The organism is Nocardiopsis sp. NPDC006938 (genome assembly GCF_042869555.1).
Classification (GTDB): Bacteria; Actinomycetota; Actinomycetes; order Streptosporangiales; family Streptosporangiaceae; genus Nocardiopsis.
The window spans coordinates 134,484-158,601 of the sequence record NZ_JBIAGA010000013.1; the positions used below are offsets into that span (position 1 = coordinate 134,484).

Consider the following 24,118-nt stretch of genomic DNA (forward strand, 5'->3'; position numbering starts at 1 on the left):
ACAGGTGATCAGCGGCGTCGCAACCTGGTTCTGACCACATCCAGGAAAGCTGTGACTTCTGTCACTTTGAGGAACTTGGCGGCGACAACGAACAGTACGGCACCGACCAGACCTCCGGCCACCATCGACGCGAGCGCGGGCCACACGTCGCCGGGGAGACCGTCGAGGGAGTAGATCATCAGGACGCCGAACGCGGCCGCCGGAACCGTTGCCACGTGCAGCTTGACGAGGGTCGCCGCGGTCCTGCGGCCGTCGAGACCGTTCAGCCTCCTGTTGAGGAGATACCACATGATGACCGAACCGACCACGTAGTAGAGACCGTAGGGCACCGGCAACCACACCACGATGTCCTGCGGGCGGTCCGCCAGGAAGTACAGCAGGCTGAGCGCGGTGACCGCGTGCGCGATCTCGGAGGGGATCGACACCAGGGCGGGGGTGCGCGTGTCGCCCAGCGCGTAGAACACGCGCATCTGGAGCTGGAACAGCGTGAACGGGATCAACATCACGCAGAAGACCATGAGGATGCGCCCGATCGCGGCGGCGTCCTCGGCGCTGGTGCTGCCCTGCGCGTAGATCATCACGCAGAACGGGACGGCGAAGACGATCATCGCCACCGCGATGGGCACGATCAGGACCGACGAGAGCCGGAAGCCCCGGGAGAAGTCGCTGCGCACCTGGTCCTTGCGCCCGGCCGCGACGTGCTCGCTCATCCGGGGCAGCAGGGCCGTGATCACCGAGACGGCGATGATCGCGTACGGCAGCTGGAACAGCATCGACGCGAACTTGTACGCCGCGATGCCCGAGCCGGTCTCGTAACCGAGGTCGGCCGCCATCGATCCGGCGCGGGTGGCGACGTTGGTGGAGACGAGCGCGCCCACCTGGGCCACGACGATGTAGAGCATCATCCACGAGGCGGCACTGGCCGCCTCGCCCAGCCCGGAACCGCGCAGGTCCAGACGGGGCCGCCAGCGGAAGCCCGCCGCGGCGAGCGCCCACACCAGCACGGCGGCCTGGACGACCTGGCCGACCGCGGTGCCCAGGCCCAGCAGGGCGAGCTCGCCGGAGGTGATCGTGTCCGGGGTGCGGCCGGGACCGGCCACGGACAGGAACCACAGGCAGACGCCGATGATGACGACGTTGTTGAGCACCGGAGCCCACATGGGCGCACCGAACCTGTTGCGCGCGTTCAGCATCGCGCTGGCCAGGCCGCTGGCGCCGATGAAGAAGATCTGGAGCACCAGGTACCGCGCGAGGATGACCGAGACCTCGTACTGCGCCCCGCTGAACCCGCCCGCGTAGATCCGGATGAACCACTCCGCGACCAGCACCGACACCAGGGTCAGCACGAACAGCGCGAGCAGCATCAGCGTGACCAGCCGCTGCTCGGTCCGGTCGCCGCCGTCGTCGTCCAGCTTGCGCCGCTTGACGAGGAACGGGACGAACACGCTGGCCAGCAACCCGCCGATGAGCAGGTCGTAGATCATGTACGGCACCATGCCGGCGGTCTGGTAGGCGTCGCCCAGCAGCTGGGTGCCGATCGCGGCCGCCAGCACGATGGTGCGGACGAACCCCGTCACACGCGAGGCGATGGTGCCGACCGCCATGATCGCCGTCGACCTGGCGATGTTGCCGGGACCGGTGTGCGTGGCACCGCCGATCTCGTCGCCGTCCTCCAGACCCGCGCGGTCGGCGGTACCGACGTCACCGATCTCGCTCGGGTCCCGGACCGTTTTCAGGCCGGGCTCCGGCTCGGTCCGGGGTTCGACGCGTTCGTAGGCGTCGAGCACGTCCTCGGGCATCACCAGGTGGTGACGGGACGCGCCCTCGCGGGTGTCCTCGGGTCCGGGCTCCGGACCGTCGGCGTGTTGACGGAGGTGATCGCTGGACACCGTGGGGTGGTCCTTTTCTTCGACTCTTACGGCTGGGGTCTCCGGCGGGGGCGGGGCCGGAAGGGGTCACGGCATCTATCGACGCAGGCGGCCGCGGACGAGTTCCACGGCGGCGCTCAGCTCGGGGACGCGCAGCAACCGGGCGCAGACCAGGAAGAGCAGGGCACCGGCGGCACAGCCCGCGAGGGGCGCGCCGACGTTGGTGGCCAGACCGGGACCGACCCGCGTCTCGAAGAACCAGAGCACACCGAAGCCCGCCGCGATGCTGGGAACGACGGCCAGGTGCAGCCGCAACAATGTGCCAATCACGTGCTTTCCGTCAAGTCCCCCGATACGTCGGCTGAGGATCTGACCAGCGAGGGTCAGGCCGGAGACGAACGAGAGCATGAAGCCGGAGGCGACGCCGACGACCACCAGGTCGGGCGGCAGCAGCAGGTAGGCGACCAGGGCCAGACCGCTGTGAACGGCGAGGTTGGCCAGGCCGATCAGGGCCGGGGTGCGGGTGTCGCCCATGGCGAAGAACACGCGCAGCATGAGCTGGAAGACGGTGAACGGCAGCAGGCCGAGCGACATCACGGCCAGGATCTGGCCGATGGCGGCCGCGTCGGCGACCGACACCGAACCCCGGGCGAACGCCAGCACCGACAGGGGCTCGGCGAACAGGGCGACCGCGAACGCGACCGGGACCAGGACGAAAGCGGAGATCCGCAGCGTGCGGGAGAAGTCGGAGCGGACGGAGTCCCAGTCGCGGTCGTCGGCGTGCGCGCTCATGCGGGGGAGCAGGACGGTGATCAGCGAGACCGCGATGATCGCGTAGGGGAGCTGGAAGAGCTGGTACGCGAGGTTGTAGGCGCTGATACCCGCGCCCACGTCCAGGCCCTGCTCGATGCTGGCCACGTTGGCGGCGTTGGCGATGTTGGTGGTGATCCACAGGCCCGCCTGGGTCAGGAGGGTGTAGAGCATCATCCACCCGGCGGTGCGCAGCGCCTCGCCGAGCCCGGAGCCGCGCAGGTCCAGGCGGGGCCGCCAGCGGTAACCGGTGCGGGTCAGCGCGACGAACAGCACCAGGGCCTGGAGGGCCATACCGGCGGCGGTACCCGCGCCCAACAGGGTGAGTTCGCCGGTGCTGACGGTCTCCGGGGTGCGGCCCGGTCCCGCCACGACCAGGAACATCGCGGCCACGCCCATGATGACGACGTTGTTGAGTACGGGGGCCCAGACGGCGGCCCCGAACTTGCCGCGGGTGTTGAGCATGGCGCTCAGCAGGCCGCTCAGGCCCACGAAGAAGATCTGTGAGAGCAGGAAGCGGGCCAGGTAGACCGACGCCTCGAACTGCAACGGGGTGAACCGGGAGCCGTACAGCCAGATGAGGGCCTCGGCGGCCAGGATCGCGACCGTGGTCACCAGCAGAAGCGCCAGCACCATGGAGGTGAACAGGCGGTCCTCGGTGGCCTTGCCGCCGTCGGCGTCGCGCTTGCGCCGCTTGACCAGGAACGGGATGACCACGGAGGCCATTAGGCCGCCGATGAGCAGGTCGTTGAGGATGAAGGGGATCGTGTGCGCGGTGTGGTAGGCGTCACCAAGCAGGTGGGTGCCGATCGCGGCGGCCAGCACGATGGTGCGGGCGAACCCGGTGATACGTGAGGCCATGGTGCCCACGGCCATGATCATGCTGGAGCGCATCATGCCCCCGGAACCGGAACCGGAACCGGAGTCGGAGCCCTCCTGCGGGGCGGGGCCGTCCGGTTCGGGGAGTTCGCCCTCCTCGTGGGAGGGGGTCGGGCCGCCGGTGGGCCGGACGGCGCTGTCACCGGGCATGGGCCCCTCATGGGGGTTCCTACTGTGCCGGGGCGTGTAACGGGGGGACTGTTCGTCGCCGTTCGGGGAGTCGGTGACCACCGTGGATCAGGGTTCCTTTCGTCTGACGGGGAGGGGGCGGGCCGCGGCGCCGCGGGCACGGCTCCGCGGTTCAGGGGGTGGCGGTCACTTTCCGGAGCCGCTGTCGTCGGGGCGTTCCCCCGCCGAGGGGGTGTCGTCCGCCGTGCCGTCCGACGTGTCGGAGGCCGCGGGGGCGTCGTCCGCGGGGGGCGGGTCCGAAGGGGCCGTTCCGTCGTGAGGCGGCTCGTCGTCGCGGGTGGCGGCCGCCTCGTCGGTGGCCGTGTCGCCGTTCGCGTCGTCGTCGGTGGCGTCGTCACCGGGCGCGGAGCCGTCGTCGGCGGACGTACCGCCGTCCTTCGCGGAGCCCTCTCCACCGTCCCCGGGCCCGTCCCCGGGCCCGTCGCCGGACTCGGCCGCGCGGGCCTTCGCCGCCTGCTTGCGGGCCCACTTGCGCAGTGCCCGGGGAGCCAGCGCCGCGATCAGGATCAGCAGGCCGATCCCGCTGATCAGCAGGGCCTGCGTGCCCAGTCCCGTGGCGTTCACCTGGATCAGTGTGTCCTGCGAGCTGATCGGCTCGCCGTCGGCGTTCTGGAGACTGACGTGCACGTTCGTGCTGCCGTTGATCCTGGCCGACAACGGCACGTACACGGTGGTCTTGGCGCCCGGGGCGATCTCGAAGTGGTGCGTGTACTCACCGATGCTCAGCCGCTCGGAGTTCTCCGAGTACAGCGACAGGTACACGTAGACGGTCTCGTCCTCCAGGTCGTTGGCGACCAGCACACCGGTGGTCCCGGTGCTGCTCGCCAACGTGACCGGCTCGCCCGGGATGACGCGCACGTCCTCCCTGCGGCTCTGCACCGCCCGGACCACCAGCGAACGCGTGGCCCCGGCCAGCGCCTCGCGGTCCCGCCAGTAGACCGACTCCAGCCGCACCAGCGAAGGCCGGAACGGGTCCCGGTCACCGACCAGGATGCTGTTGAACAGGCGCACGTCGCGGCTGACGTCCTCGACCTGGCCGAGATAGGTGGAGCTGAGCCCCTCCCCGTAGGCGTCGTCCGCCAGGTCGAGTTCCTCGCGGGTGTCCTCGCGCTCCTCCGCGTCGGGAAGCTCGATCCGGTCCAGGCGCTCTGGGGAGAGCCAGGGCAGGTCGTCCGTGGCCGCGAGCACCCCGGCGGCGAACTCGGGGCTCGGGTCCCACCCGGGCTCGGGCGCCGCGACGACCACCCGGTCGCCGCCGCCGTTCTCCCCGGCGATCATCGCGGTCTCCGCGGCGAAGCGCTGGAGGGCCAGGGCGGACTCGCCCGGTTCCCACGAGGGCATCGACAGCACGCTGGTCAGACCGGGGTCGGTGACCAGGGCGAAGGACTCCTCACCCTCGTCCTCGCCGCTCGCGGGCAGCGGTGCCTGCGCCCCCGGGGTCGTGGAGATCCACGAGGCGGGCGGGAGCACCTCCTCGGACAGCAGGAAGCGCCGGGCGCCGTGCTCGGTGTAGAGCTCCTGGACCCGTTCGTCCATGAGCCCGCCCGGCGGAAGCGCGAACCTGTCGTCGGCGTCGAGGCCGAGCGCGCGCGCCGTGGCCTCCTGCCCGAGCCGCAGTGAGGCCTCGGCGTCGCCGTTCATGTCGTTCAGGAGCAGGGCGACGAGGTCGGCGCTGGCGTAGGGGGTGGCCACGACGGTGTCGGCGGCCAGGACCTCACGCGCCTCGCGCAACCACACCTGGGCGGCCACGTCCGCCTCCCGCTCCACGCGGACCGGCTCCTGGGCGGGGTCCTCCTCCAGGTCGGCCAGGACCTGGTGGTCCTCCGCCGCCATGCGCAGGACGTCGTCGAGGGTGCCGGGGTCGACGGCCCAGGCGATCGGGACGCCCTCGGAGCGCGACGGCGCCTCCTCTTCGGCGGTGTCCGCGTCCCCGTTCCCGTCCGCGTCGTCCGAGTCCTCCTCCGGGCCGTCCCCGCCCTCGTCGGTGGCCTCGGGGGAGGCCGAGTCCGCGCTCTCCTCGGCGGTGGCGTTCTCACCGGGTGAGGGCGAACCCTCCGGGGACGGCTCGTCCCGGTCCAGGCCGAGTTCCTTGACGAGGTCCTCGTCACCGGGGTCGAAGGAGACCGGGACCTGGGCACCGGCCTCCAGGAGCCTCCCCAGGCGGCCGTCGGCGCCGACCGAACCGTGCAGCTCGTCGCCGAGGAAGGTGTCGTCGTCGGCGCGCTGGGGGGCGGCCATCAGCGGCCAGACCCAGGCCAGGTCCAGGGAGGGCGCGTCGTCGTCGGCCGTGTAGGGAAGGAAGGTGTACTGGGCGCCGAGGACGTCGCCGTCACCGTCGAGGGCCTCGACGACCATCGGGTACACGCCGTAGGCGGTCAGGCCGAGGTCCTCGGCCTTGGTGCTCAGCGCGTACTCCAGGGTGCCGTCGGCCTCCAGCCTCCCCTCGAACTCCTGGTCCGGCCCGCTGGCACTGGGCTGCCAGTCCTCGCCGCCCGCGAAGTCGTCCAGCTCGTCGCGCGAGGTGAAGGGGTGCCGCGAGTACCGCATACGGACGGTGACGTCCCTGACGGTCTCCCCGGTGGTGTTGGTCACCTCGCCCGCCACCCGCAGGGTGCTGTCCTCGTCCACGGAGTCCGGGGTGATCCGGTCCACGACGAGCGGGGCGGCGGCCCCCTCCTCGTCGGGCTCGGCCGACGCGGGGGAGAGGGTGGCCGGTAGCGGAAGCAGAGCGGCGGTCATGGCCATGACCGCGGCCGCGGAAGCAGTTCGACGCAACGCTTGGTTTCCTGATTCGGGTCCAGGTGTCCGTCCCGCCAGGGATACGGAAGGTGGGGCGGGGTCGGTCGGGGTGCCCGCGCGGTGCGCTCGGCCCCAGCGGGGCTGGTGGCCGCGGGCCGACCGTGACGTGCCACCACTCCCCCCGAAGATACCGCGTTCCCCGAACCCCGGTTCTGGTGCGGACCGTTGATCGCGGACGTGGTCGGCCCACCCTTTCATCCGCCGGGGCCCGACACCAGGGCCGCCACAGGCCCTCGGGCGGGTGAAACCGATTCGCGGTGACCCCGTGTGGCCGCCTAACCTGCGTGGTGTGCCGAACACAGATCCTTCGCGAGAGAACGACGCCGACAGGGACCCGTCCGCCGAGGTGAACCCGCCTTCGGGCGGGCTCAGCGGCGCTCGGCGAGCGGCGGTCGCCGCGTTGGTCGAGTCGATCCAACCGGTCGCCGACGAGTTGGGCGAGCGTTTCGACTCCCACGGTCAAGAGCTGGCCGTCGTCGGGGGGCCGGTCCGCGACGCCCTCCTCGGCCGCGCCTCCAACGACGTGGACCTGACCACCGACGCCGTCCCCCAGCGCGTCCTCGAACTCATCGACGGCTGGGCGGACTCCGTGTGGACCGTCGGTATCGAGTTCGGCACCGTGGGCCTGCGCAAGCGCGGTCTCCAGCTGGAGATCACGACGTACCGCAGCGAGTCCTACTCGCCCAAGTCCCGTAAGCCCGAGGTGGCCTACGGCACGAACATCCACGACGACCTGCTGCGCCGCGACTTCACCGTCAACGCCATGGCGGTGCACCTGCCGAGCGGCGAGTTCGTCGACCCCTTCGGGGGCCTGGCCGACCTCGACGCCGGTGTGCTGCGCACCCCGGGCCGTCCGGAGGACTCCTTCAGCGACGACCCGCTGCGTATCATGCGCGCGGTCCGCTTCGCCGCCCAGCTCGGCTTCTCCCTGGCCCCCGAGGTGGCCGAGGCCGCCCGGAACATGGCGGACCGGCTCACCATCGTCTCGGCCGAGCGCGTCCGGGACGAGCTCACCAAGCTGATGCTCAGCCCGGACCCGAGGCGCGGCATCGAGCTCATGGTGGACCTGGGCATCGCCGACCACGTCCTGCCGGAGATCCCCCGGATGCGGTTGGAGATCGACGAGCACCACCGGCACAAGGACGTCTACGAACACTCGCTCACCGTCCTGGACCAGGCCATGGACCTGGAGCGCGAGCGGGGCCACGAGCCCGACCTCGTGCTGCGGTTGGCCGCCCTGCTGCACGACATCGGCAAGCCGAGGACCCGTGCCTTCGAGGGCGGCAACCGGGTGACCTTCCACCACCACGAGGTGGTGGGCGCCTCCATGAGCCGCAAGAGGCTGTCCGCGCTGCGCTTCCCCAAGGACGTCGTCACCCAGGTGAGCACGCTGGTCGCGCTGCACCTGCGGTTCCACGGTTACGGGCGGGGCGAGTGGACGGACTCGGCCGTGCGCCGGTACGCCCGCGACGCCGGTGACCAGCTGGAGCGCCTGCACATCCTCACCAGGGCCGACTGCACCACGCGCAACCGGCGCAAGGCCGCGGCCCTGGCGCGTTCCTACGACGACATCGAGCGCCGTATCTCCGAGCTGGCCGAGCAGGAGGAGCTGGACCGCATCCGGCCCGACCTGGACGGCAACGAGATCCAGGAGATCCTGGGCGTGAAGCCCGGACCGCTGGTGGGCAAGGCCTACCGGTACCTCCTGGAGCTGCGCCTGGAGAACGGTCCGATGGAGAAGGAGAAGGTCGTGGCGGAGCTGCGCTCCTGGGCCGTCGACCACCTGGAGCAGGACGGCCGCCAGGACGCGTAGCCGCGCGCCCCACCGGGCGTCCGCCCCCGGTCGGCCCGCGCGGGTGCCGGGGCCCGGTGGTGTTCAGAGCCCGGGTTTGACCGCCGTGACCGCCATACCCGCCCCGAAGACCCGCAGCGGGGTGCTCTCCAGGGCGTCCGACACGCGTGCGGTCGAGGGGACCCGTCCCAGGGTCGGCATGAGGTAGTCGATCGCGCGCACGCGCAGACCGTGGCCGCGCAGCAGCCGGCCCAGCTCCTGGCTGGTGAAGGATCGGGTGTCCGACATCCGTCCGTGCAGAGGGCGCACCCAGGGCAGGAACGGAGCGGTGAGGGCGGAGCGCCGGCGCCCGCCCCAGCGGACCCCGTGCGTCTCGAAGGGGAACCACCGGTTGGAGGTGGTCACAGAGAGCGCGCCGCCCGGCCGCAGGACGCGGTGGATCTCGGCGAGGGCGCCGTCCAGGTCGTCGAGGTGCTCGATGACGTCGAACGCGGTGACCCGGTCGAAGGTGTTCGTGTCGAACGCCAGGGACTCGGGGGACATCTTGTGGAGTCCCACGCGGTCCTCCAGCGCGGTCCCGGCGATTCGTCCGCCGAGCGCGTCGAGCAGCATGGGGTCGGTGTCGATGGCGTCGACCCGCACATACCCTCCGGCGAGCGCGACGGTGTGTTCCCCGTCGCCGCACCCCACGTCCAGGAGCCGGTCGCCCCGTGCGGGGAGCTGGCGGGCGACGGCGCGGACGCGTTTGGCGACCGTCCCGTCCCCGGCGTCCGGGCGCTCCGAGGAGCGCCCGGGGACCCTTCCGGACCCGTTCGTGGAACCAACCGGTCCGTGACCGTCGCTCATGGGTACCGTCCCCTGGTGTCGCGCCTACCTAAGGGTAGCTACTTTAAGTGATGTTTTGCCTACTCATAGAGATGGCGACGTGTCGACTCCTGACCGCGGGCACCGGGTACCACCCCCGGGAAGTCCCGGACGGCCTGGTCGGGCCCACCGGTGCGAGGATGGCGCGATGACCCTCACCACCTGGTACCTGGAGACGACCGACCCCGCCGAGCTCAGACCCGGCCGAGAACCGGACGGCGACACGCGCTTCGTCCGAGCGGAGGTCCCCAGCGCCGAACTCTCCCGCTTCCTCTACACGACCGTCGGCGGCGACTACCAGTGGACGGACCGGGCCCCCTGGACCCTGGAGGAGTGGCGCGACCGGGTCGCGGACCCGGCGGTGGAGACCTGGGTCCTGTACGACCGGGGCACCCCGGCCGGCTACGCCGAGCTGGAGTCCCAGCCCGAGGGCGCGGTGGAGGTGGTCTACTTCGGCCTCCTGCCCGGGTTCCTCGGGCGCGGCCTGGGCGGCCACATGCTCACCGAGGCCCTGCGGCGGGGCTGGGACCTGGGGGAGCGCCGACCCGAGCGCGGCCCCACGCGCAGGGTGTGGCTGCACACCTGCTCCCTGGACGGCGAGCACGCGCTCGCCAACTACCGGGCCCGGGGGCTGCGCCTGTACCGGGAGACCACCGAGGAAGGGGCGCACGCCCAGGGCGTCGGCGGATAGCCGACAAGGAGACGTGTCGACAGGGGGACCGGTCGACACGTCGACACGTCGACGCGCCCGGGGCCGCGCGGGCCCCGGGCGGGTACGGCTACTCGCCCGCGATGAAACTCTCCACCTTGGCGTGCGCCTCGGCGTCGCTGTACTGCTCGGGCGGCGACTTCATGAAGTACGAGGAGGGCTCCAGGATCGGACCGCCGATGCCGCGGTCCTTGGCGATCTTCGCCGCGCGCACGGCGTCGATGATGATCCCGGCGGAGTTGGGGGAGTCCCACACCTCCAGCTTGTACTCCAGGTTGAGCGGGACGTCACCGAAGGCGCGCCCCTCCAGCCGGATGTAGGCCCACTTGCGGTCGTCCAGCCACGGCACGTGGTCGGACGGGCCGATGTGCACCGCACCGGCGTTGAGCTCGTGCGGGATCTGCGAGGTGACCGACTGGGTCTTGGAGATCTTCTTCGACTCCAGGCGCTCGCGCTCCAACATGTTCTTGAAGTCCATGTTGCCGCCGAAGTTCAGCTGGTAGGTGCGGTCGACGATCACGCCCCGGTCCTCGAACAGCTTGGACAGCACCCGGTGGGTGATGGTGGCGCCGATCTGCGACTTGATGTCGTCGCCGATGATCGGCACGCCCGCCTTGGTGAACTTCTCGGCCCACTCGGGGTCGGAGGCGATGAACACCGGCAGCGCGTTGACGAAGGCCACACCCGCGTCGATGGCGCACTGGGCGTAGAACTTGTCGGCCTCGTCCGAACCCACCGGCAGGTAGGAGACCAGGACGTCGGCCTTGGCGGCCTTCAGGGCGGCGACCACGTCCACGGCGTCCTCGGGGGACTCCTGGATGATCTCGCGGTAGTACTTGCCCAGGCCGTCGTAGGTCGGGCCGCGCATGACGGTCACGCCGGTGGGCGGGACGTCGCAGATCTTGACGGTGTTGTTCTCGCTCGCGGTGATGGCGTCGGCGAGGTCGTGCCCGACCTTCTTCGCGTCCACGTCGAAGGCGGCGACGAACTCGATGTCGCTCACGTGGTACGGGCCGAACTGGACATGCATCAGGCCGGGGACCCGGGACTCCGGGTCGGCGTCCTTGTAGTAGTGCACACCCTGGACGAGCGACGCCGCACAGTTGCCGACACCCACGACGGCTACACGTACCGAACCCATTGGTCCTTGCTCCTTCTTCTCCGCGAACATGGATTCCACAGCGCACGGCGACGGGCCCGCGCCGACGGCGGTCCGGGGCTCGTCATCCTGCGTTCGTATTCCGTATGTGGTCAGCAGCGCGCACGGCGGTTCTGTTCCCCCTCAGTGCCGTCGAAATCGGGGAGAACTGTCCATGTCTGGCTGGTTTGTTCTGCTATGACTCTATCCGCGTCCCGCGACGGCGGCGCAGGCGGTCGGCGGTCTCGGAGACCCAGGGGTGACCCTCCGTGACCCCCGGGCGGGGGTCGGGACGCGCGCATGCCCAAGCGATCCACGCGAACGCCTCCGACCTGGGCCGACACCGGGCCGATCCCGCGTCGGTGACCGCAGTCACACGCTCTCCCTTCGGGGCCGTGAACCCCCGAACCGCAGGGATCGGCGGTTCCCGGCAGACCGTGACGAGATCTTCCATAGTGCGAGATACTCGCGCGCGTGGGTTGTGCTATATCGTTCGATCGCTCTAACGTGACCTTTGATTTGCGTGCGAAGCCGGTACAGACCCCCGAACGGAGCCACGCCGCGGCGACGTTGACGTCGGCCCAGAGCACCGACGCGGCAGGGGAAGCGCGCCCGCAGGCCAACGATCAGGAGGAAGTAGCGGCCCACGACTTCGCGACCTGTTGAAAACCTTCACCCCCGAGTGGGCGTCTCTTTATCAAGCCTTGAACGACGGGCGAATGCGGCGGGACCGGGTCGAACCACACCCGAGCGGCGCCGCTCACCACCACAGGTCGCGAATCACCGATCCCCCAGGGGGACCGACCCCCGTTTCCACCAAGGAATCGTCAGGCCGAGCGGCCGTGAGAGGCAATCGAGGACCACGTGAGTACCGAACGACGACGGAATGCCGACGGCGGCCGTCGCCGGGCCGACGGCCCGGGCGACGGTCCGCGCGGCGACGGCGGAAGGCGCAGGGCCGGCGGCCCTCCCCGGGAAGAACGTGCGGGCGGACGGCGCCGACCTGACTCCGAGGACGGTATCCGGGGGGACGACCGGCCCGCGCCGAGATCCCGCAGGGCCCGCCCCCCGGGCGACGAGGCGCGCTCCGAGGGGCGCCCCCGCCCCGAGGGCGGACGCCGCAGAGCCGAGGGTGAGCGGCCCCGTCGCCCCGACGGCCAGCGCAGGCGCCGCCCGGAGGACGACGGTGACCGCCCGCGCCGCAGGCCCGACGGCCAGCGACCGCGCCGCCCGGAGGACGGCGACCGTCCCCGGCGCAGGCCGGACGACGCGCGCTCGGGCGGCCGACGCCGCCCCGACGGCCCCCGCGACCCCCGCGACCGCGAGCACGGCGCCCGTTCGGGCGGGCGCGGCTCCCGTGCCGCCGCCTCCGGCGGCCGTGGCGGCCGTGGCGGCGGAGGCCGCCGCCGTCCCCGCGAGGACGAGCCGGACGACCGCCCCTGGTTCAAACGCTTCCTCTCCAAGGCGTGGAAGCCCGCTCTGGCCTTCTGCGGACTGATGATCATCGGTGGCGTGGCCGCCTTCGCGGTCCTGTACGCGATGGCGCCCCACCCGGACGACCTCAAGAGGAACGCCGAGAAGGACGCCTCCGCCACCCAGATCCTCTGGGCCGCCCAGGGCGACGCGGAGAAGGGCGAGGTCGCCGTCACCACCGGCGAGGTCCAGCGCGTCGCGATCCAGCGCGAGGACATCCCGGAGGAGGTCGTCGACGGTGTGCTCGCCGCCGAGCAGGCCACCTTCTACGAGGACCCGGGCATCAACATCAAGGGCATCGGCCGAGCCATCCTCTCCCGAGGCGAGGCGGGCGGCGGTTCCACCATCACCCAGCAGATGGCCCGCAACTACTACAGCGACCTCGACGGCGATCCGCCGCTGACCCGCAAGATCCGCGAGATCTTCATCTCGATCAAGTTGAGCCAGGAGGTGCCGCGGGACGAGATCCTGACGACCTACCTCAACACGATCTACTTCGGCCGAGGCGCCTCGGGCATCGAGATGGCGGCCCAGAGGTACTTCGGCAAGAGCGTGAGCGAGCTGGACCGGGCCGAGGGCGCCTACCTGGGCATCATCATCCAGATGCCCAGCAACTTCGAGAACCCCGAACCGGACTCCTGGACCGCCAACTACCTCGACAAGGAACGCTGGCCGTACGTCCAGCGGCAACTGGCCGCCATGTACGAGAACACCGGCGGGGAGCGCGGCCTGCCCGAGGCCGAGGCCGAGAAGCTCGAGGTCCCCGAGACCATCGAGTTCGAGCCCCAGGGTGACGTGGACGACCCCAAGCAGGGCTACGTCCGCCAGGCCGTCATCAACGAGGTCGAGCGGCGGTACGAGGGCTCGAACGTGACCGGCGCGGTCATCGCCACCGAGGGCCTGGTCATCAAGACGTCCCTGGACCCGGAGCTGATGGACGCCGCCGAGGCGGCCTTCGACGTCCTGCCGGAGGCCGCCGCCGACGACACCATGCACGGGCTGACCGCGGTCGATCCGAACACCGGTGAGATCGTCGCCTTCAACGGCGGGCCCGACGTCGCCACGGTGATCAACAACTCGATGGTGCACCAGACCCAGGCGGGTTCCGCCTACAAGCCCTACGTGCTGGCCCGGGCGCTCGAGGACGGGATCGGCCTGCGCAGCGTGTTCGACGGCGACAGCGGTCTGAACTTCCCCGGCCTGGCCAACCCCGTCATCAACTCCGGTGACGTCGACTACGGCGAGGTGGACCTCATCAAGTCCACGGCGGACTCGGTCAACACCAGTTACGTGGACCTGGCGATCGAGGTCGACCCCGGCCGCGTGGACGAACTCGCCGTGGAAATGGGCGTCGACCCGGCCCGACAGACCACCTCCGACGTCGGTCCCCTGGTCGCGCTGGGCACCCACCAGGTGAACGCGCTCGACATGGCCAGCGGCTACGCGACCTTCGCCGCCCAGGGGATGCACTTCCCGGCGCACATGGTCACCGAGGTCCTGCGCGCCGACGGCACGCCGATCACCCCGGACGACGAGACGGAGATCGAGGAGGGCAAGCGGGTCCTCCAGGAGGGCGTCGCCGCCGACGCCACCTACGCCATGCAGCAGGCGGTCCTGGAGGGCGGGGCGAAGAGGGCGGCCCTCGACGACGGCCGTCCCGTGGCCGGTAAGACCGGTACCTCCTCGGACGCGGTCTCCGCGTGGTTCGTCGGCTACACGCCGCAGCTGTCCACGGCGGTGGGACTAAGCCGGGCCCAGGGCGACCCGCTGGACTTCGGTACCGAGTTCGGCGACGTCTACGGCGGCACGACCTCGGCGACGGTGTGGAAGGCCTTCATGGAGGTCGCCATGGAGGGCAGGGAGCACCAGCAGTTCCCCGCCCCGCAGTGGGTGGGTGACGAACAGAGGTTCCTCCCGACCCCGGAGCCGAGCGAGAGCCCGGAGCCGAGCGAGGACGCCAGCGACGAGGCCAGCGAGACACCCGATGAGTCCGAGTGCGAGCCCGGCGAGCCCGGCTGCGAGGACGGGGAGTCGCCGGAGGAATGCGTCGAGCTGTGGCCGGGCATGTGCGACGACGAGCAGAGTCCCCCCCCGGACGAATGCGACCCCGGGAACCCCAACCGGCCCCCCAGCTGTGACGACGAGGGAGAGAACGGCCCGGGTATCGGCTGGCCGCCGGGCGGTGGCGGTGACCAGAGCAACCACGCCAACAACAGTCTGATCAGACCCAGGGACTGACCGACTGACGGCGGGAGCCACGGCCAGGGGCCGGTACGCGGAAGGGGGAGACCCCGGCGTACCGGCCCTTCCGTCGTCGCGGCGGTCCGGGGTGGCGGGGCCTTCCCGGGACAGCCGCGGCGGTGTTCCGCTGCTGGTAATCTTGGTTCCCGTATGGCTCAGAGCCTGAGCGATGCCCCCGGTGGGACCGGGCGGCCGAACGCCGGGTTCCTGCCCTCCTGCCATGGAGATTCCATGGCCGCGACAGTCCAGAGGAGGAACGTACGCTCATGCGTCGTTACGAACTGATGATCATCCTCGACCCCAACCTCGACGAGCGCACCGTCGCCCCGTCGCTGGAGAACTTCCTGGGCGTCGTCCGCAACGACGGCGGCTCGGTCGAGAAGACGGAGATCTGGGGCAAGCGCCGCCTCGCTTACGACATCGACAAGAACTCCGAGGGCATCTACGCGGTCATCGACCTGACCGCCAAGCCCGCCACGGTCAAGGAGCTCGACCGCCAGCTCGGCATCGCCGAGGCCGTGCTCCGCACCAAGGTTCTGCGTCCCGAGGTTCACTAGGCACCCGGTGCCCTGACCCCCTGACCCCGCCCGTCCGCTTTTGTCCCTGGTGGCATGGATGATGCGGGGAGCAGGCGAAACCGCCTGATCCCGAACTATCTCGAACCGGAGCCGATCCATGGCAGGCGAAACCCAGATCACGCTCGTCGGCAACCTCGTCGACGACCCTGAACTGCGCTTCACGCCCAGTGGAGCCGCGGTCGCCAACTTCCGAGTGGCCTCGACGCCCCGCACCTTCGACCGTCAGTCGGGGGAGTGGAAGGACGGAGAGTCCATGTTCCTCTCCTGCACCGTCTGGCGTCAGTACGCGGAGAACGTGGCCGAGAGCCTTCAGCGCGGCATGCGCGTCATCGTGCAGGGCCGTCTGAAGCAGCGGTCCTTCGAGACCCGCGAGGGTGAGAAGCGGACCGTCTTCGAGATCGACGTCGAAGAGGTCGGCCCGGCCCTGCGCAGCGCCACCGCCAAGGTGACGAAGACGCAGCGCCAGGGTGGCGGCGGCTTCGGCGGCAACCAGGGCGGCGGCGGTTTCGGCGGTGGCCAGCCCCAGGGCGGACAGTCCCAGGGCGGCTACGGCAACCAGGGCGGCGGCTTCGGTGGCCAGCAGGGTGGCCGGGGCGGCGCCCCGGCCGACGACCCGTGGGCCACCAACGGCGGCGGCGGCGGTTTCGGCGGCGGCAACAACGGAGGATTCTCCGACGAGCCCCCGTTCTAGACAGCGGCCTCCCCACGTAACACCCGACCCGGCCCCTCCCGGGGCCGCGTCACCTTTTTTCCTTGTCCCAGCCCATCCCCGGGAAGACCCCGGGGCTCTTGCGAAGGAGCACCACGATGGCTAAGCCGGCAGCGCGCAAGCCCAAGAAGAAGGTTTGCCTCTTCTGCCAGGAGAAGCAGTCCTACATCGACTACAAGGACACCACGCTTCTCCGTAAGTTCATCTCCGAGCGCGGCAAGATCCGTGCCCGTCGGGTGACCGGCAACTGCACGCAGCACCAGCGCGACGTCGCGACCGCGATCAAGAACGCGCGCGAGGTGGCCCTGCTGCCCTACACCAGCACCGCTCGCTAGCGGCGATATCCGAGGGAGGTCTTTGTCGTGAAGCTGATTTTGACCCACGAGGTCAACGGTCTCGGAGCCCCCGGCGACGTCGTCGAGGTGAAGAACGGTTACGGTCGCAACTACCTGCTGCCCCGAGGGTTCGCCATCCGGTGGACCCGCGGCGGTCAGAAGCAGATCGACCTGATCCAGCGCGCCCGCAAGGCGCGTGACATCCGCACCCTGGACGAGGCCCAGCAGGTCGCCGGCCGCGTCGGTGCGCTGAACGTGCGCCTCAAGCAGCGCGCCGGTCAGGGCGGTCGTCTGTTCGGTTCGGTCACGCCCGCGGACATCGTCGAGGCCGTCAAGGCCACCGGCGGTCCCGAGCTGGACAAGCGCCGGATCGAGATCAAGAACCCGATCAAGTCCGTCGGTGCCCACAAGGTCCAGGTCCGTCTGCACCCCGAGGTCGCCGCGACGATCAAGCTGGACATCGTCGGCGCCTAGTTCGCACTGACCGTTCGGTCTCCGGACCCCGTCCCTCCTCGGAGGGGCGGGGTTCTTCCTGTCCCAGGAACACGCCGAGGGGACGATAAGCACCCTTTGGTCACTCTTTGTAATCTAGCGTGTTCTCTGTGTCGCGTCGCGTTCAGCGACGCTCCGCACGGAGAGGACAGCATACCGATGGCCGTTGAGAGACGACCCGAGACCGACCACCCCTTCGCGGTGGACCGCAGGACCGCACTCCGAGGGGCCGCCCTGACCGCGGGCGGAGTCCTCCTGAGCGGGGCGCTCGGCGTGTCGGCGGCGGGCCAGGCCTCCGCCGCCGCGACACCCAAGGTCTACACCCGGGCCGACTGGAAGGCCCGCGCCCCCAAAAGCAGTATCGAGGTGCTCTCGAAGGGGCCGACCCACATCGTCGTGCACCACACCGCGACCTCCAACGTGTCCGACACCTCCACCACACACGCCGCCGCGCTCTCACGTTCCATCCAGCGCTACCACATGGACAACAACGGCTGGAGCGACACCGGACAGCAGCTCACCATCAGCCGGGGCGGCCACATCATGGAGGGCCGGGACAAGTCGCTCCAGGCCATCCGCGACGGACGGCACGTGGTGGGCGCCCACACCGCCAACCACAACTCGCACACCATCGGTATCGAGAACGAGGGAACCTACTCCTCGGCCACCCCGCCCGGCGCGCTCATGTCATCACTGGTCGACACCTGCGCCTGGCTCTGCCTCGTGTACCGGCTCGACCCGCAGAAGGCCATCGTCGGCCACCGCGACTACAACTCCACCGCCTGCCCCGGCGACAAGCTGTACTCGATGCTGCCCCAACTCCGCAACGACGTGGGCAGCAAGCTCCGTGAACAGCTCAGCCACCTGAGCAGGCACACCGGGCGGGAACTCACCCTGGAACAGCTGCCCAGCTACCCCGGGGTCCCCAGCTCCGAGCGGGTCGCGACGTTCTACCACGGGCCCACCGTCGGCGACCTCGACACCGGTTTCTAGCGGCCCGCGCCCCACCGCCCCTGCCAGGAGTGGCAGGGGCGGTTTCGTTGGGGGCCCGAGCTTCGCCCCGGCCCGGGTCAGGGGCGGGTGGCGCCGGTGACGAGCCAGGCCCCGCCCCGGGCGCGCAGACCCAGGGTGACGGCGCGGGCGAGAATCCACACCGCGAAGGCGATCCACAGGCCCACCAGCCCTCCGGTCTCCGTGCTGGCGAGACCGGGCACGACCAGCGCGAACGGCAGGAAGGCCAGCATCGTCCACAGGGAGGCCCAGGCGAGGTAGCGCTGGTCCCCGGCGCCCATGAGGACCCCGTCCAGCACCATCGTCACCCCGCTGAGGGGCTGCATGAGCGCGACGACCACCAGCGACGCCATGATGAGCGCGGCCACGCTCGGGTCCGAGGTGAAGGGGACGTGCGCCCACGGCAGCACCAGGAACACCACGACCGTGAACACCAGCCCGGACATCACCCCCCACTCCACCATCCGGCGGGTGGCGTCCCGGGTGCCGCGCACGTCACCGGCGCCCAGGTAGCGCCCCACGATGGACTGCCCGGCGATCGCGATGGCGTCCATCGCGAACACCAGCAGAGCCCAGATGTTGTAGCTGACCTGGTGCGCGGCGATGGACTCGTCCCCGAGCCTGGCCGCGACGGCGGTGGTCACCAGCGCGACCACACGCATGGACACGCTGCGCAGGAACAGCGCGAACCCCGCCGAGGCCGAGGCGCGTAGACCGGCGACCGAGGGCACGAGCGAGACGCCCTCGCGTCGGGCGGACCGCGCGATGGTGGCCACGTACCAGAACGCCCCGGCGCCCTGGGCGATCACCGTGGACCAGGCGGAACCGGCGATCCCCCAGTCGAACACGAACACGAAGGTCGCGCACAGCACGGCGTTGCCCACGTAGGAGGCGACCGCGACCACCAGCGGTGTGCGGGCGTCCTGGAGACCGCGCAGGACCCCGGTACCGGCCATGATGACGAGCAGGAACGGGGTGCTCAGCAGGCTGATCCGCAGGTAGGTCAGGGCGTAGGGGGCGACCTCGGGCGAGGCGCCCAGCACGTCGATCATCCACGGCCCCAGCGGCCAACCGATACCGATGGCGGCGATCCCCAGGAGGATCGCGAGCCAGAGCCCGTTCACCCCGTCCCGTACGCCGCCGGGGATGTCGCCGGCGCCGAACTTGCGGGCCACCGCCGCCGTGGTCCCGTAGGCGAGGAAGATGCACACCGCCGCGAGGGTCAGCAGGACCTGTCCGGCCACTCCGAGCCCGCCCAGCGCCTGGGTACCCAGACTGCCGACGATCGCGGCGTCGGTGAGCAGGAAGAGCGGCTCGGCGATGAGCGCGAAGAACGTGGGGATCGCGAGGGCGAAGATCTCGCGGTCGTGGCGGTGCCGGAAGGGGGCCGCCGAGAGGAGTTGTGCCATGACGGAGCCACAGTACCGGACAGGCGTTCGACGGCATCTGTGGCGTCGGGCACCGAAGGTGGCGAAGCCTGTGGATAACCTGTGGAAAGCCACCCTGTGAGACATCTTGCATCTCTTGACTGCGAACCGTGTTTTCCCAGTTCAAGAGGGTTGTCGTGGGTGGGGTCCACAGTTGTCCACAGGTGATGTGTATAACCTCTGTGCACCATGCCCCACAGGGCGCGGCTCGTGGTGGTAGAGGGTTGTCCACAGGCGCGCCGAGCGGCGTCTTCGCCACCCCGGATGGGGCATCCTGGAAGAGTCGGCCCGATCCGGGTCGGCGCACGCGGCCGGTGTGGGGGAGAAGTTCGTGAGTGTCGCTGAGCAACCACCTGAAGAGGGCGGATACGAGCGCACCCCACCCCACGACATCCAGGCCGAACAGAGCGTCCTGGGCGGCATGCTGCTCTCGAAGGACGCCATCACCCAGGTCGTCGAGATCATCCGCTCCGCGGACTTCTACCGCCCCGCGCACCAGATCATCTACGACAGCGTGGTGGACCTCTTCTCACGGGGCGAGCCGGTCGACGCCATCTCCGTCAACGCCGAACTGACCAAGCGCGGCGAGGCCACCCGGGTCGGCGGCGCCCCCTACCTGCACACGCTCACCGAGGCGATCCCCACCGCCGCCAACGCGGGCTACTACGCCAAGATCGTCTCCGACCGCGCGGTCCTGCGCCGCCTGGTCGAGGTCGGCACTCGCATCGCACAGATCGGCTACGCGGGCGACGGCGAGGTGGACGACCTCGTCGACCACGCCCAGGCCGAGATCTACAAGGTCGCGGAGAAGCGCACCGGTGAGGACTACGTGGTCCTCGGCGACATCATGCCGGGCGCCCTCGACGAGATCGAGGCGATCGGCGCCAACGACGGCAGCATGACCGGCGTTCCCACGGGCTTCGCCGACTTCGACGCCCTCACCAACGGCCTCCACCCCGGCCAGATGGTGATCATCGCCGCCCGTCCGGCCGTGGGTAAGGCCCTGGCCCTGGACACCCCCCTGCCCACGCCGGAGGGGTGGACGACCATGGGGGAGGTCAGTGTCGGTGACGAACTGCTCGCCGCCGACGGGACCCCGACTCGGGTGGTGGCGGCCACCGACGTCATGCGGGACCGCCCCTGCTACGAGGTCACCTTCGACGACGGCACGGTGGTGGTGGCGGACGCCCAGCACCAGTGGCTGACCGACACGCGAGCCTCGCGCCGAGCGGCGCAGGAGGCCCGGGCGAGGGGTGGCGCCCCCCGGGTGCTGCCGGGCGTGCGGACCACGGAGGAGATCGCCCGTACCGTGCGTCTGGAGACCGCGGACCGGAGACTGAACCACTCGGTGAGCAACACCGAACCCTTGGAACTGCCGGAACGGCGGCTGCCACTGCCGCCCTACTTCCTGGGCATATGGCTGGGGGACGGTGCCTCTCACTCGGCGCGGATCACCACCGTCGATCCGGAGGTCCTCACCAACATCGAGGCCGACGGTCTGGTGACCAAGCCTGTGGGGAACGCTTCGTGCACCTACGGTGTCTTCCTCCCGGCGGAGGAGGTCGAGGTCGCGGAGAAGACCTGCGTGGTCTGCGGGGCCAGCTTCGTCCCGAAGTTGCCGCACGTGCGCACGTGCGGCCAGTCCTGTGGCGGGCGGGCCCGCTTCGTGTCGGAACCGGCTCCGCACACCAGCTGCCCCGACTGTGGCCGAACCTGCTTCTCCAGCGTTCGGTGCCGTCAGTGCCGGGACGGCCACGGGAGTGTCCAGGCCCTGCTGCGGACCCTGGGCGTTCTGGGCGACAAGCACATTCCCGCGGCGTACCTGCGTTCGTCGCTCGCTCAACGCCGGGCACTCCTGGCGGGGCTCCTGGACAGCGACGGAACCGTCAACGCGGGTGGGTCGGTCCAGTTCGCCGTCACCAACGAGCGCCTGGCGGCGGATTTCCGGGAGCTGGCCCACAGTCTGGGGTACCGCACCGGTCTGTCGACCAAGCGGGTCAGGGGGCGCTCGGAGGAGAGTTCGACCTGTCACACCGTGACCTTCGGTTCCGAGCGGGAGGTCTTCGGTATCGAACGCAAACGGGCCGCGCACCGGGAGCGGTCCGCTGGGCGGGCCTACTCCCGCGTTGGAACGAGGTTCGTCACCGACGTTCGCCCGATCGACGGTGTCCCCGTGCGGTGCGTCCAGGTCGACCACCCGGATCACCTCTTCCTCGCCACGCGTTCCATGGTGCCCACGCACAACTCGACCCTGGCCCTGGACTTCGCGCGGGCCGCGTCCATCAAGCACGAGATGGCGTCCGTCTTCTTCAGCCTGGAGATGGGGCGCAACGAGATCGTCATGCGTCTGCTCTCCGCCGAGGCGCGGGTGCCGCTGCACACCATGCGGTCCGGTCTGATGACCGATGACGACTGGGCCCGGCTGGCCAGACGGATGGGCGAGGTGGCCAGCGCGCCGCTGTTCATCGACGACTCCCCGAACATGTCGATGATGGAGATCCGGGCCAAGTGCCGCCGTCTCAAGCAGCAGCACGACCTCAAGCTGGTGATCGTCGACTACCTCCAGCTGATGAGCTCGCCCGGCCGGGTGGAGAGCCGCCAGCAGGAGGTCTCCGAGATGTCGCGTTCGCTCAAGCTCCTCGCCAAGGAGCTGGAGGTGCCCGTGGTGGCGCTGTCCCAGCTGAACCGTGGTCCGGAGCAGCGGACCGACAAGCGCCCGCAGGTCTCCGACCTGCGTGAATCGGGATCGATCGAGCAGGACGCGGACATGGTGATCCTGCTCTACCGCGAGGACGTGCACGACAAGGAGTCCCCGCGCGCGGGCGAGGCCGACATTATCGTGGCCAAGCACCGTAACGGCCCCACGGCCGACGTGACCGTCGCCTTCCAGGGCCACTACAGCCGGTTCGTCGACATGGCGCCGGGCTGACGTGTCGACCTGTCGACGTGTCACCGTGTCGACGGGCCGGAGCCCTCGCGTGGAGCGGGCCCCGACCCGTACGCCGGGGTTCACCACCACCAGGGCGGTGTCGCGCACGAGGCGGCCCAGGTGGGTCGAGGACGTGCCGTCGAGCATGCGGTCAGCCTACGGGTGGTGTCCTGGTGGGGCGGGGAGGTGTACGGGGCGTGACCGTGATGGCGCCGTCTGGCCGCATCGGTCACACCCCGTTGTATCGGTCCATCAATTAGTCGACTTATGTGCTAGCCGTAATGTCGACAAAGAGATACGTCGACATCACGCTGCGGAGTCGCTGGTCAGGGCCCCTGAGCGGAGCTCCAGCGACGCCCCGAGAACCGCTCGCGTGCCCTCCGGTCGTGCGTCACCAACAACAGCGCGCCGGTGTACCGGGACAGTGCCTCCTCCACCTCCTCGACGAGGCCGGGGGAGAGGTGGTTGGTCGGCTCGTCCAGCAACAACAGGTCGTGGGAGCCGGAGGTCAGCCGGGCCACCTCGATCCGGGGGCGCTGACCCGCCGACAGCGAGGCCACCGGCCGGTCGAGGTCGGCGACCCGGAACAGCCCGAGCGAGGCCAGTTCCTCCCGGTGCTCCTCCGTGTGTCCGCCGAGCCCGGCCGCGTAGGCCTGGAGCACGGTGCGCCCGGAGGGCACCGGGGCGTCCTCCTGTCGCAGTACTCCGATGCTCGAGGGCAGCGACACCCGACCGGAGTCGGGTACCAGTTCCCCGGAGAGCACCCGGACCAGGGTGGTCTTGCCCGCGCCGTTCGGTCCGGTGAGCAGGGTCCGCTCGCCGGGGGCCGGCCAGGGCCCGCACCTCCAGGCGGTGGTCGACTCTGACCCCCTCCAGCTCCGCGACCGGGGCGGTCGCGGGACCGGCGTCCGGTCCGGTGAACTCCGCGCTCATCCGCAGCGGGACCGGTGGCGGGGCCACCGGGTGGCGGTCCTTTTTTTGGCGTTGCGAACCCGCCCCATGGAGCCGTGCGCCGCTCCGCGCAGGCGGAACGCGCCGTGGCCGAAGGCCGCCTTGTCCATCTTGCGCGGGATCGCGCGCAGGGCGTCGTCGATCGCGTCGGCGACGGTGCCGAGCGGGACCCCTCCGGACACCCCTTTCAGGGTCTGGGGCAGGTATCCCACCCCGCCGGGGGCCCGGACGGTGATTTCCCCGTTGTCGGGTGCCTCCAGCCCGGCGAGGAGACGGAGGAGTGTGCTCTTGCCCGAGCCGTTGTCGCCGATCACGCCCACACGCTCTCCGGGAGCGACGGTGAGGCTGACGCGGTCGAGGACGGTGTGGTCGCCGTAGCGCTTGCCGACCTCGCTCAGGGCGAGCTGGGATCGGTGTCGGATGTCTGTTCGGAGCATGCGGGCCCCGTTCTGCGTGGTTCCGGCGGTTCTGGGTGCCACGGAGCGCAGGGAGAGCCAGGGGGTTTCGGTCCAGCGCACATGGGTGCATCAAGGGACCAGAACCAACGAGAAAGAGGCTGCCCGTGCGCGACCGCGGTGTCATGACGCCAACGGAGCGGCCCGGGCCGGTGCGCGGCGGGGCGGGTGCTCGGAACGCGGGCGTCCAGCGCGGGTCACAGGTGGATATACAGCCTCATGAGCAAGACGATACGTCTCGTTGTTGAAGCCGTCGAGCCTGTGGTGTGAGACACGGATCACCGCAGTGGGGCGACGCTGGCGCTAAATAGAGACGTCCGCATTTAGATTTATGGTCTTGCCGATTTGTCGACATAGCGATGAGGGGGTTGCGGAGCGTGAGTGCTCGCGGCTCGTCGGCGGCCCCTGCGGCCCTGGAGCGTCCCGCCCGCGCGGCTCCGGTCAGACACGGCGAAGGGCCGCCCGCGTC

General features: G+C 70.3%; 15 protein-coding genes and 1 pseudogene. 9 read left to right on the forward strand and 7 right to left on the reverse strand.

Annotation, left to right across the window (positions count from 1 at the left end; all coding sequences use genetic code 11):
* Positions 1-8 precede the first annotated feature (8 nt).
* From murJ (ACFYL4_RS19725) to ACFYL4_RS19735, 3 genes are all read right to left on the reverse strand, one after another.
* The gene (gene murJ / locus ACFYL4_RS19725) at positions 9-1,799 is read right to left on the reverse strand and encodes a murein biosynthesis integral membrane protein MurJ (protein WP_387519873.1); all 1,791 of its coding nucleotides are present in this window, start codon (positions 1,797-1,799) and stop codon (positions 9-11) included.
* A 165-nt stretch (positions 1,800-1,964) separates the two neighbouring features.
* Positions 1,965-3,788 carry a murein biosynthesis integral membrane protein MurJ gene (gene murJ, locus ACFYL4_RS19730; RefSeq protein WP_387519799.1) on the reverse strand — a complete coding sequence of 608 codons (1,824 nt, stop codon included), beginning with the start codon at positions 3,786-3,788 and terminating at the stop codon, positions 1,965-1,967.
* 84 nt (positions 3,789-3,872) lie between these two features.
* Positions 3,873-6,521, reverse strand: coding sequence for a DUF6049 family protein (locus ACFYL4_RS19735; protein WP_387519801.1), 2,649 nt, complete (start codon positions 6,519-6,521; stop codon positions 3,873-3,875).
* Positions 6,522-6,834: 313 nt separating this feature from the next.
* Between ACFYL4_RS19735 and ACFYL4_RS19740 the strand changes: the two genes are divergently transcribed.
* Entirely contained in the window at positions 6,835-8,358 is a 1,524-nt protein-coding gene (locus ACFYL4_RS19740; RefSeq protein ID WP_387519803.1) for a CCA tRNA nucleotidyltransferase, read from the forward strand.
* A 63-nt stretch (positions 8,359-8,421) separates the two neighbouring features.
* Here the strand turns inward: ACFYL4_RS19740 and ACFYL4_RS19745 are convergent, their stop codons facing one another.
* Positions 8,422-9,183, reverse strand: a complete 762-nt coding sequence (locus tag ACFYL4_RS19745) for a class I SAM-dependent methyltransferase (protein ID WP_387519805.1) — start codon at positions 9,181-9,183, stop codon at positions 8,422-8,424.
* 166 nt (positions 9,184-9,349) lie between these two features.
* Here ACFYL4_RS19745 and ACFYL4_RS19750 point away from each other — a divergent pair, with 166 nt between their 5' ends.
* Entirely contained in the window at positions 9,350-9,892 is a 543-nt protein-coding gene (locus tag ACFYL4_RS19750) for a GNAT family N-acetyltransferase (protein WP_387519807.1), read from the forward strand.
* 88 nt (positions 9,893-9,980) lie between these two features.
* Here the strand turns inward: ACFYL4_RS19750 and ACFYL4_RS19755 are convergent, their stop codons facing one another.
* Positions 9,981-11,051 carry an inositol-3-phosphate synthase gene (locus ACFYL4_RS19755; RefSeq protein ID WP_357768975.1) on the reverse strand — a complete coding sequence of 357 codons (1,071 nt, stop codon included), beginning with the start codon at positions 11,049-11,051 and terminating at the stop codon, positions 9,981-9,983.
* Between the two features lie 861 nt (positions 11,052-11,912).
* On the opposite strand from ACFYL4_RS19755, the gene ACFYL4_RS19760 reads away from it, so the two are divergent.
* The 6 genes from ACFYL4_RS19760 to ACFYL4_RS19785 all read left to right on the forward strand — a co-directional run bounded on the left by ACFYL4_RS19760 (position 11,913) and on the right by ACFYL4_RS19785 (position 17,869).
* On the forward strand, positions 11,913-14,759 hold the full coding sequence (locus ACFYL4_RS19760; RefSeq protein WP_387519810.1) for a transglycosylase domain-containing protein: 2,847 nt from the start codon (positions 11,913-11,915) through the stop codon (positions 14,757-14,759).
* A 269-nt stretch (positions 14,760-15,028) separates the two neighbouring features.
* A complete protein-coding gene (gene rpsF / locus ACFYL4_RS19765) occupies positions 15,029-15,319 on the forward strand; it encodes a 30S ribosomal protein S6 (protein ID WP_357768979.1) in 291 nt (96 codons plus the stop codon).
* Between the two features lie 118 nt (positions 15,320-15,437).
* A complete protein-coding gene (locus ACFYL4_RS19770) occupies positions 15,438-16,031 on the forward strand; it encodes a single-stranded DNA-binding protein (protein ID WP_387519812.1) in 594 nt (197 codons plus the stop codon).
* Positions 16,032-16,147: 116 nt separating this feature from the next.
* Positions 16,148-16,384, forward strand: coding sequence for a 30S ribosomal protein S18 (gene rpsR, locus ACFYL4_RS19775; RefSeq protein WP_013155832.1), 237 nt, complete (start codon positions 16,148-16,150; stop codon positions 16,382-16,384).
* A 27-nt stretch (positions 16,385-16,411) separates the two neighbouring features.
* Positions 16,412-16,858 (forward strand): 50S ribosomal protein L9, encoded by a 447-nt coding sequence (gene rplI / locus ACFYL4_RS19780; RefSeq protein WP_017545729.1) that lies wholly within the window; start codon positions 16,412-16,414, stop codon positions 16,856-16,858.
* A 177-nt stretch (positions 16,859-17,035) separates the two neighbouring features.
* Positions 17,036-17,869, forward strand: a complete 834-nt coding sequence (locus ACFYL4_RS19785; protein WP_387519815.1) for a peptidoglycan recognition family protein — start codon at positions 17,036-17,038, stop codon at positions 17,867-17,869.
* A gap of 77 nt (positions 17,870-17,946) precedes the next feature.
* Here the strand turns inward: ACFYL4_RS19785 and ACFYL4_RS19790 are convergent, their stop codons facing one another.
* Entirely contained in the window at positions 17,947-19,296 is a 1,350-nt protein-coding gene (locus tag ACFYL4_RS19790; RefSeq protein ID WP_387519816.1) for an MATE family efflux transporter, read from the reverse strand.
* A 349-nt stretch (positions 19,297-19,645) separates the two neighbouring features.
* Between ACFYL4_RS19790 and dnaB the strand changes: the two genes are divergently transcribed.
* Positions 19,646-22,243 carry a replicative DNA helicase gene (dnaB, locus tag ACFYL4_RS19795; protein WP_387519818.1) on the forward strand — a complete coding sequence of 866 codons (2,598 nt, stop codon included), beginning with the start codon at positions 19,646-19,648 and terminating at the stop codon, positions 22,241-22,243.
* 326 nt (positions 22,244-22,569) lie between these two features.
* Here dnaB and ACFYL4_RS19800 read toward each other — a convergent pair.
* Positions 22,570-23,631: pseudogene (locus tag ACFYL4_RS19800) on the reverse strand (ATP-binding cassette domain-containing protein).
* Positions 23,632-24,118 lie beyond the last annotated feature (487 nt).

Bases quoted from the DNA above. Each gene is read 5' to 3' on its own strand.
- murJ (WP_387519873.1), bottom strand. From the start codon at position 1,799: ATGCCCGAGGACGTGCTCGACGCCTACGAACGCGTCGAACCCCGGACC.
- ACFYL4_RS19745 (WP_387519805.1), bottom strand. From the start codon at position 9,183: ATGAGCGACGGTCACGGACCGGTTGGTTCCACGAACGGGTCCGGAAGG.
- ACFYL4_RS19750 (WP_387519807.1), top strand. From the start codon at position 9,350: ATGACCCTCACCACCTGGTACCTGGAGACGACCGACCCCGCCGAGCTC.
- ACFYL4_RS19755 (WP_357768975.1), bottom strand. From the start codon at position 11,051: ATGGGTTCGGTACGTGTAGCCGTCGTGGGTGTCGGCAACTGTGCGGCG.
- rpsF (WP_357768979.1), top strand. From the start codon at position 15,029: ATGCGTCGTTACGAACTGATGATCATCCTCGACCCCAACCTCGACGAG.
- ACFYL4_RS19770 (WP_387519812.1), top strand. From the start codon at position 15,438: ATGGCAGGCGAAACCCAGATCACGCTCGTCGGCAACCTCGTCGACGAC.
- rpsR (WP_013155832.1), top strand. From the start codon at position 16,148: ATGGCTAAGCCGGCAGCGCGCAAGCCCAAGAAGAAGGTTTGCCTCTTC.
- ACFYL4_RS19785 (WP_387519815.1), top strand. From the start codon at position 17,036: ATGGCCGTTGAGAGACGACCCGAGACCGACCACCCCTTCGCGGTGGAC.
- ACFYL4_RS19790 (WP_387519816.1), bottom strand. From the start codon at position 19,296: ATGGCACAACTCCTCTCGGCGGCCCCCTTCCGGCACCGCCACGACCGC.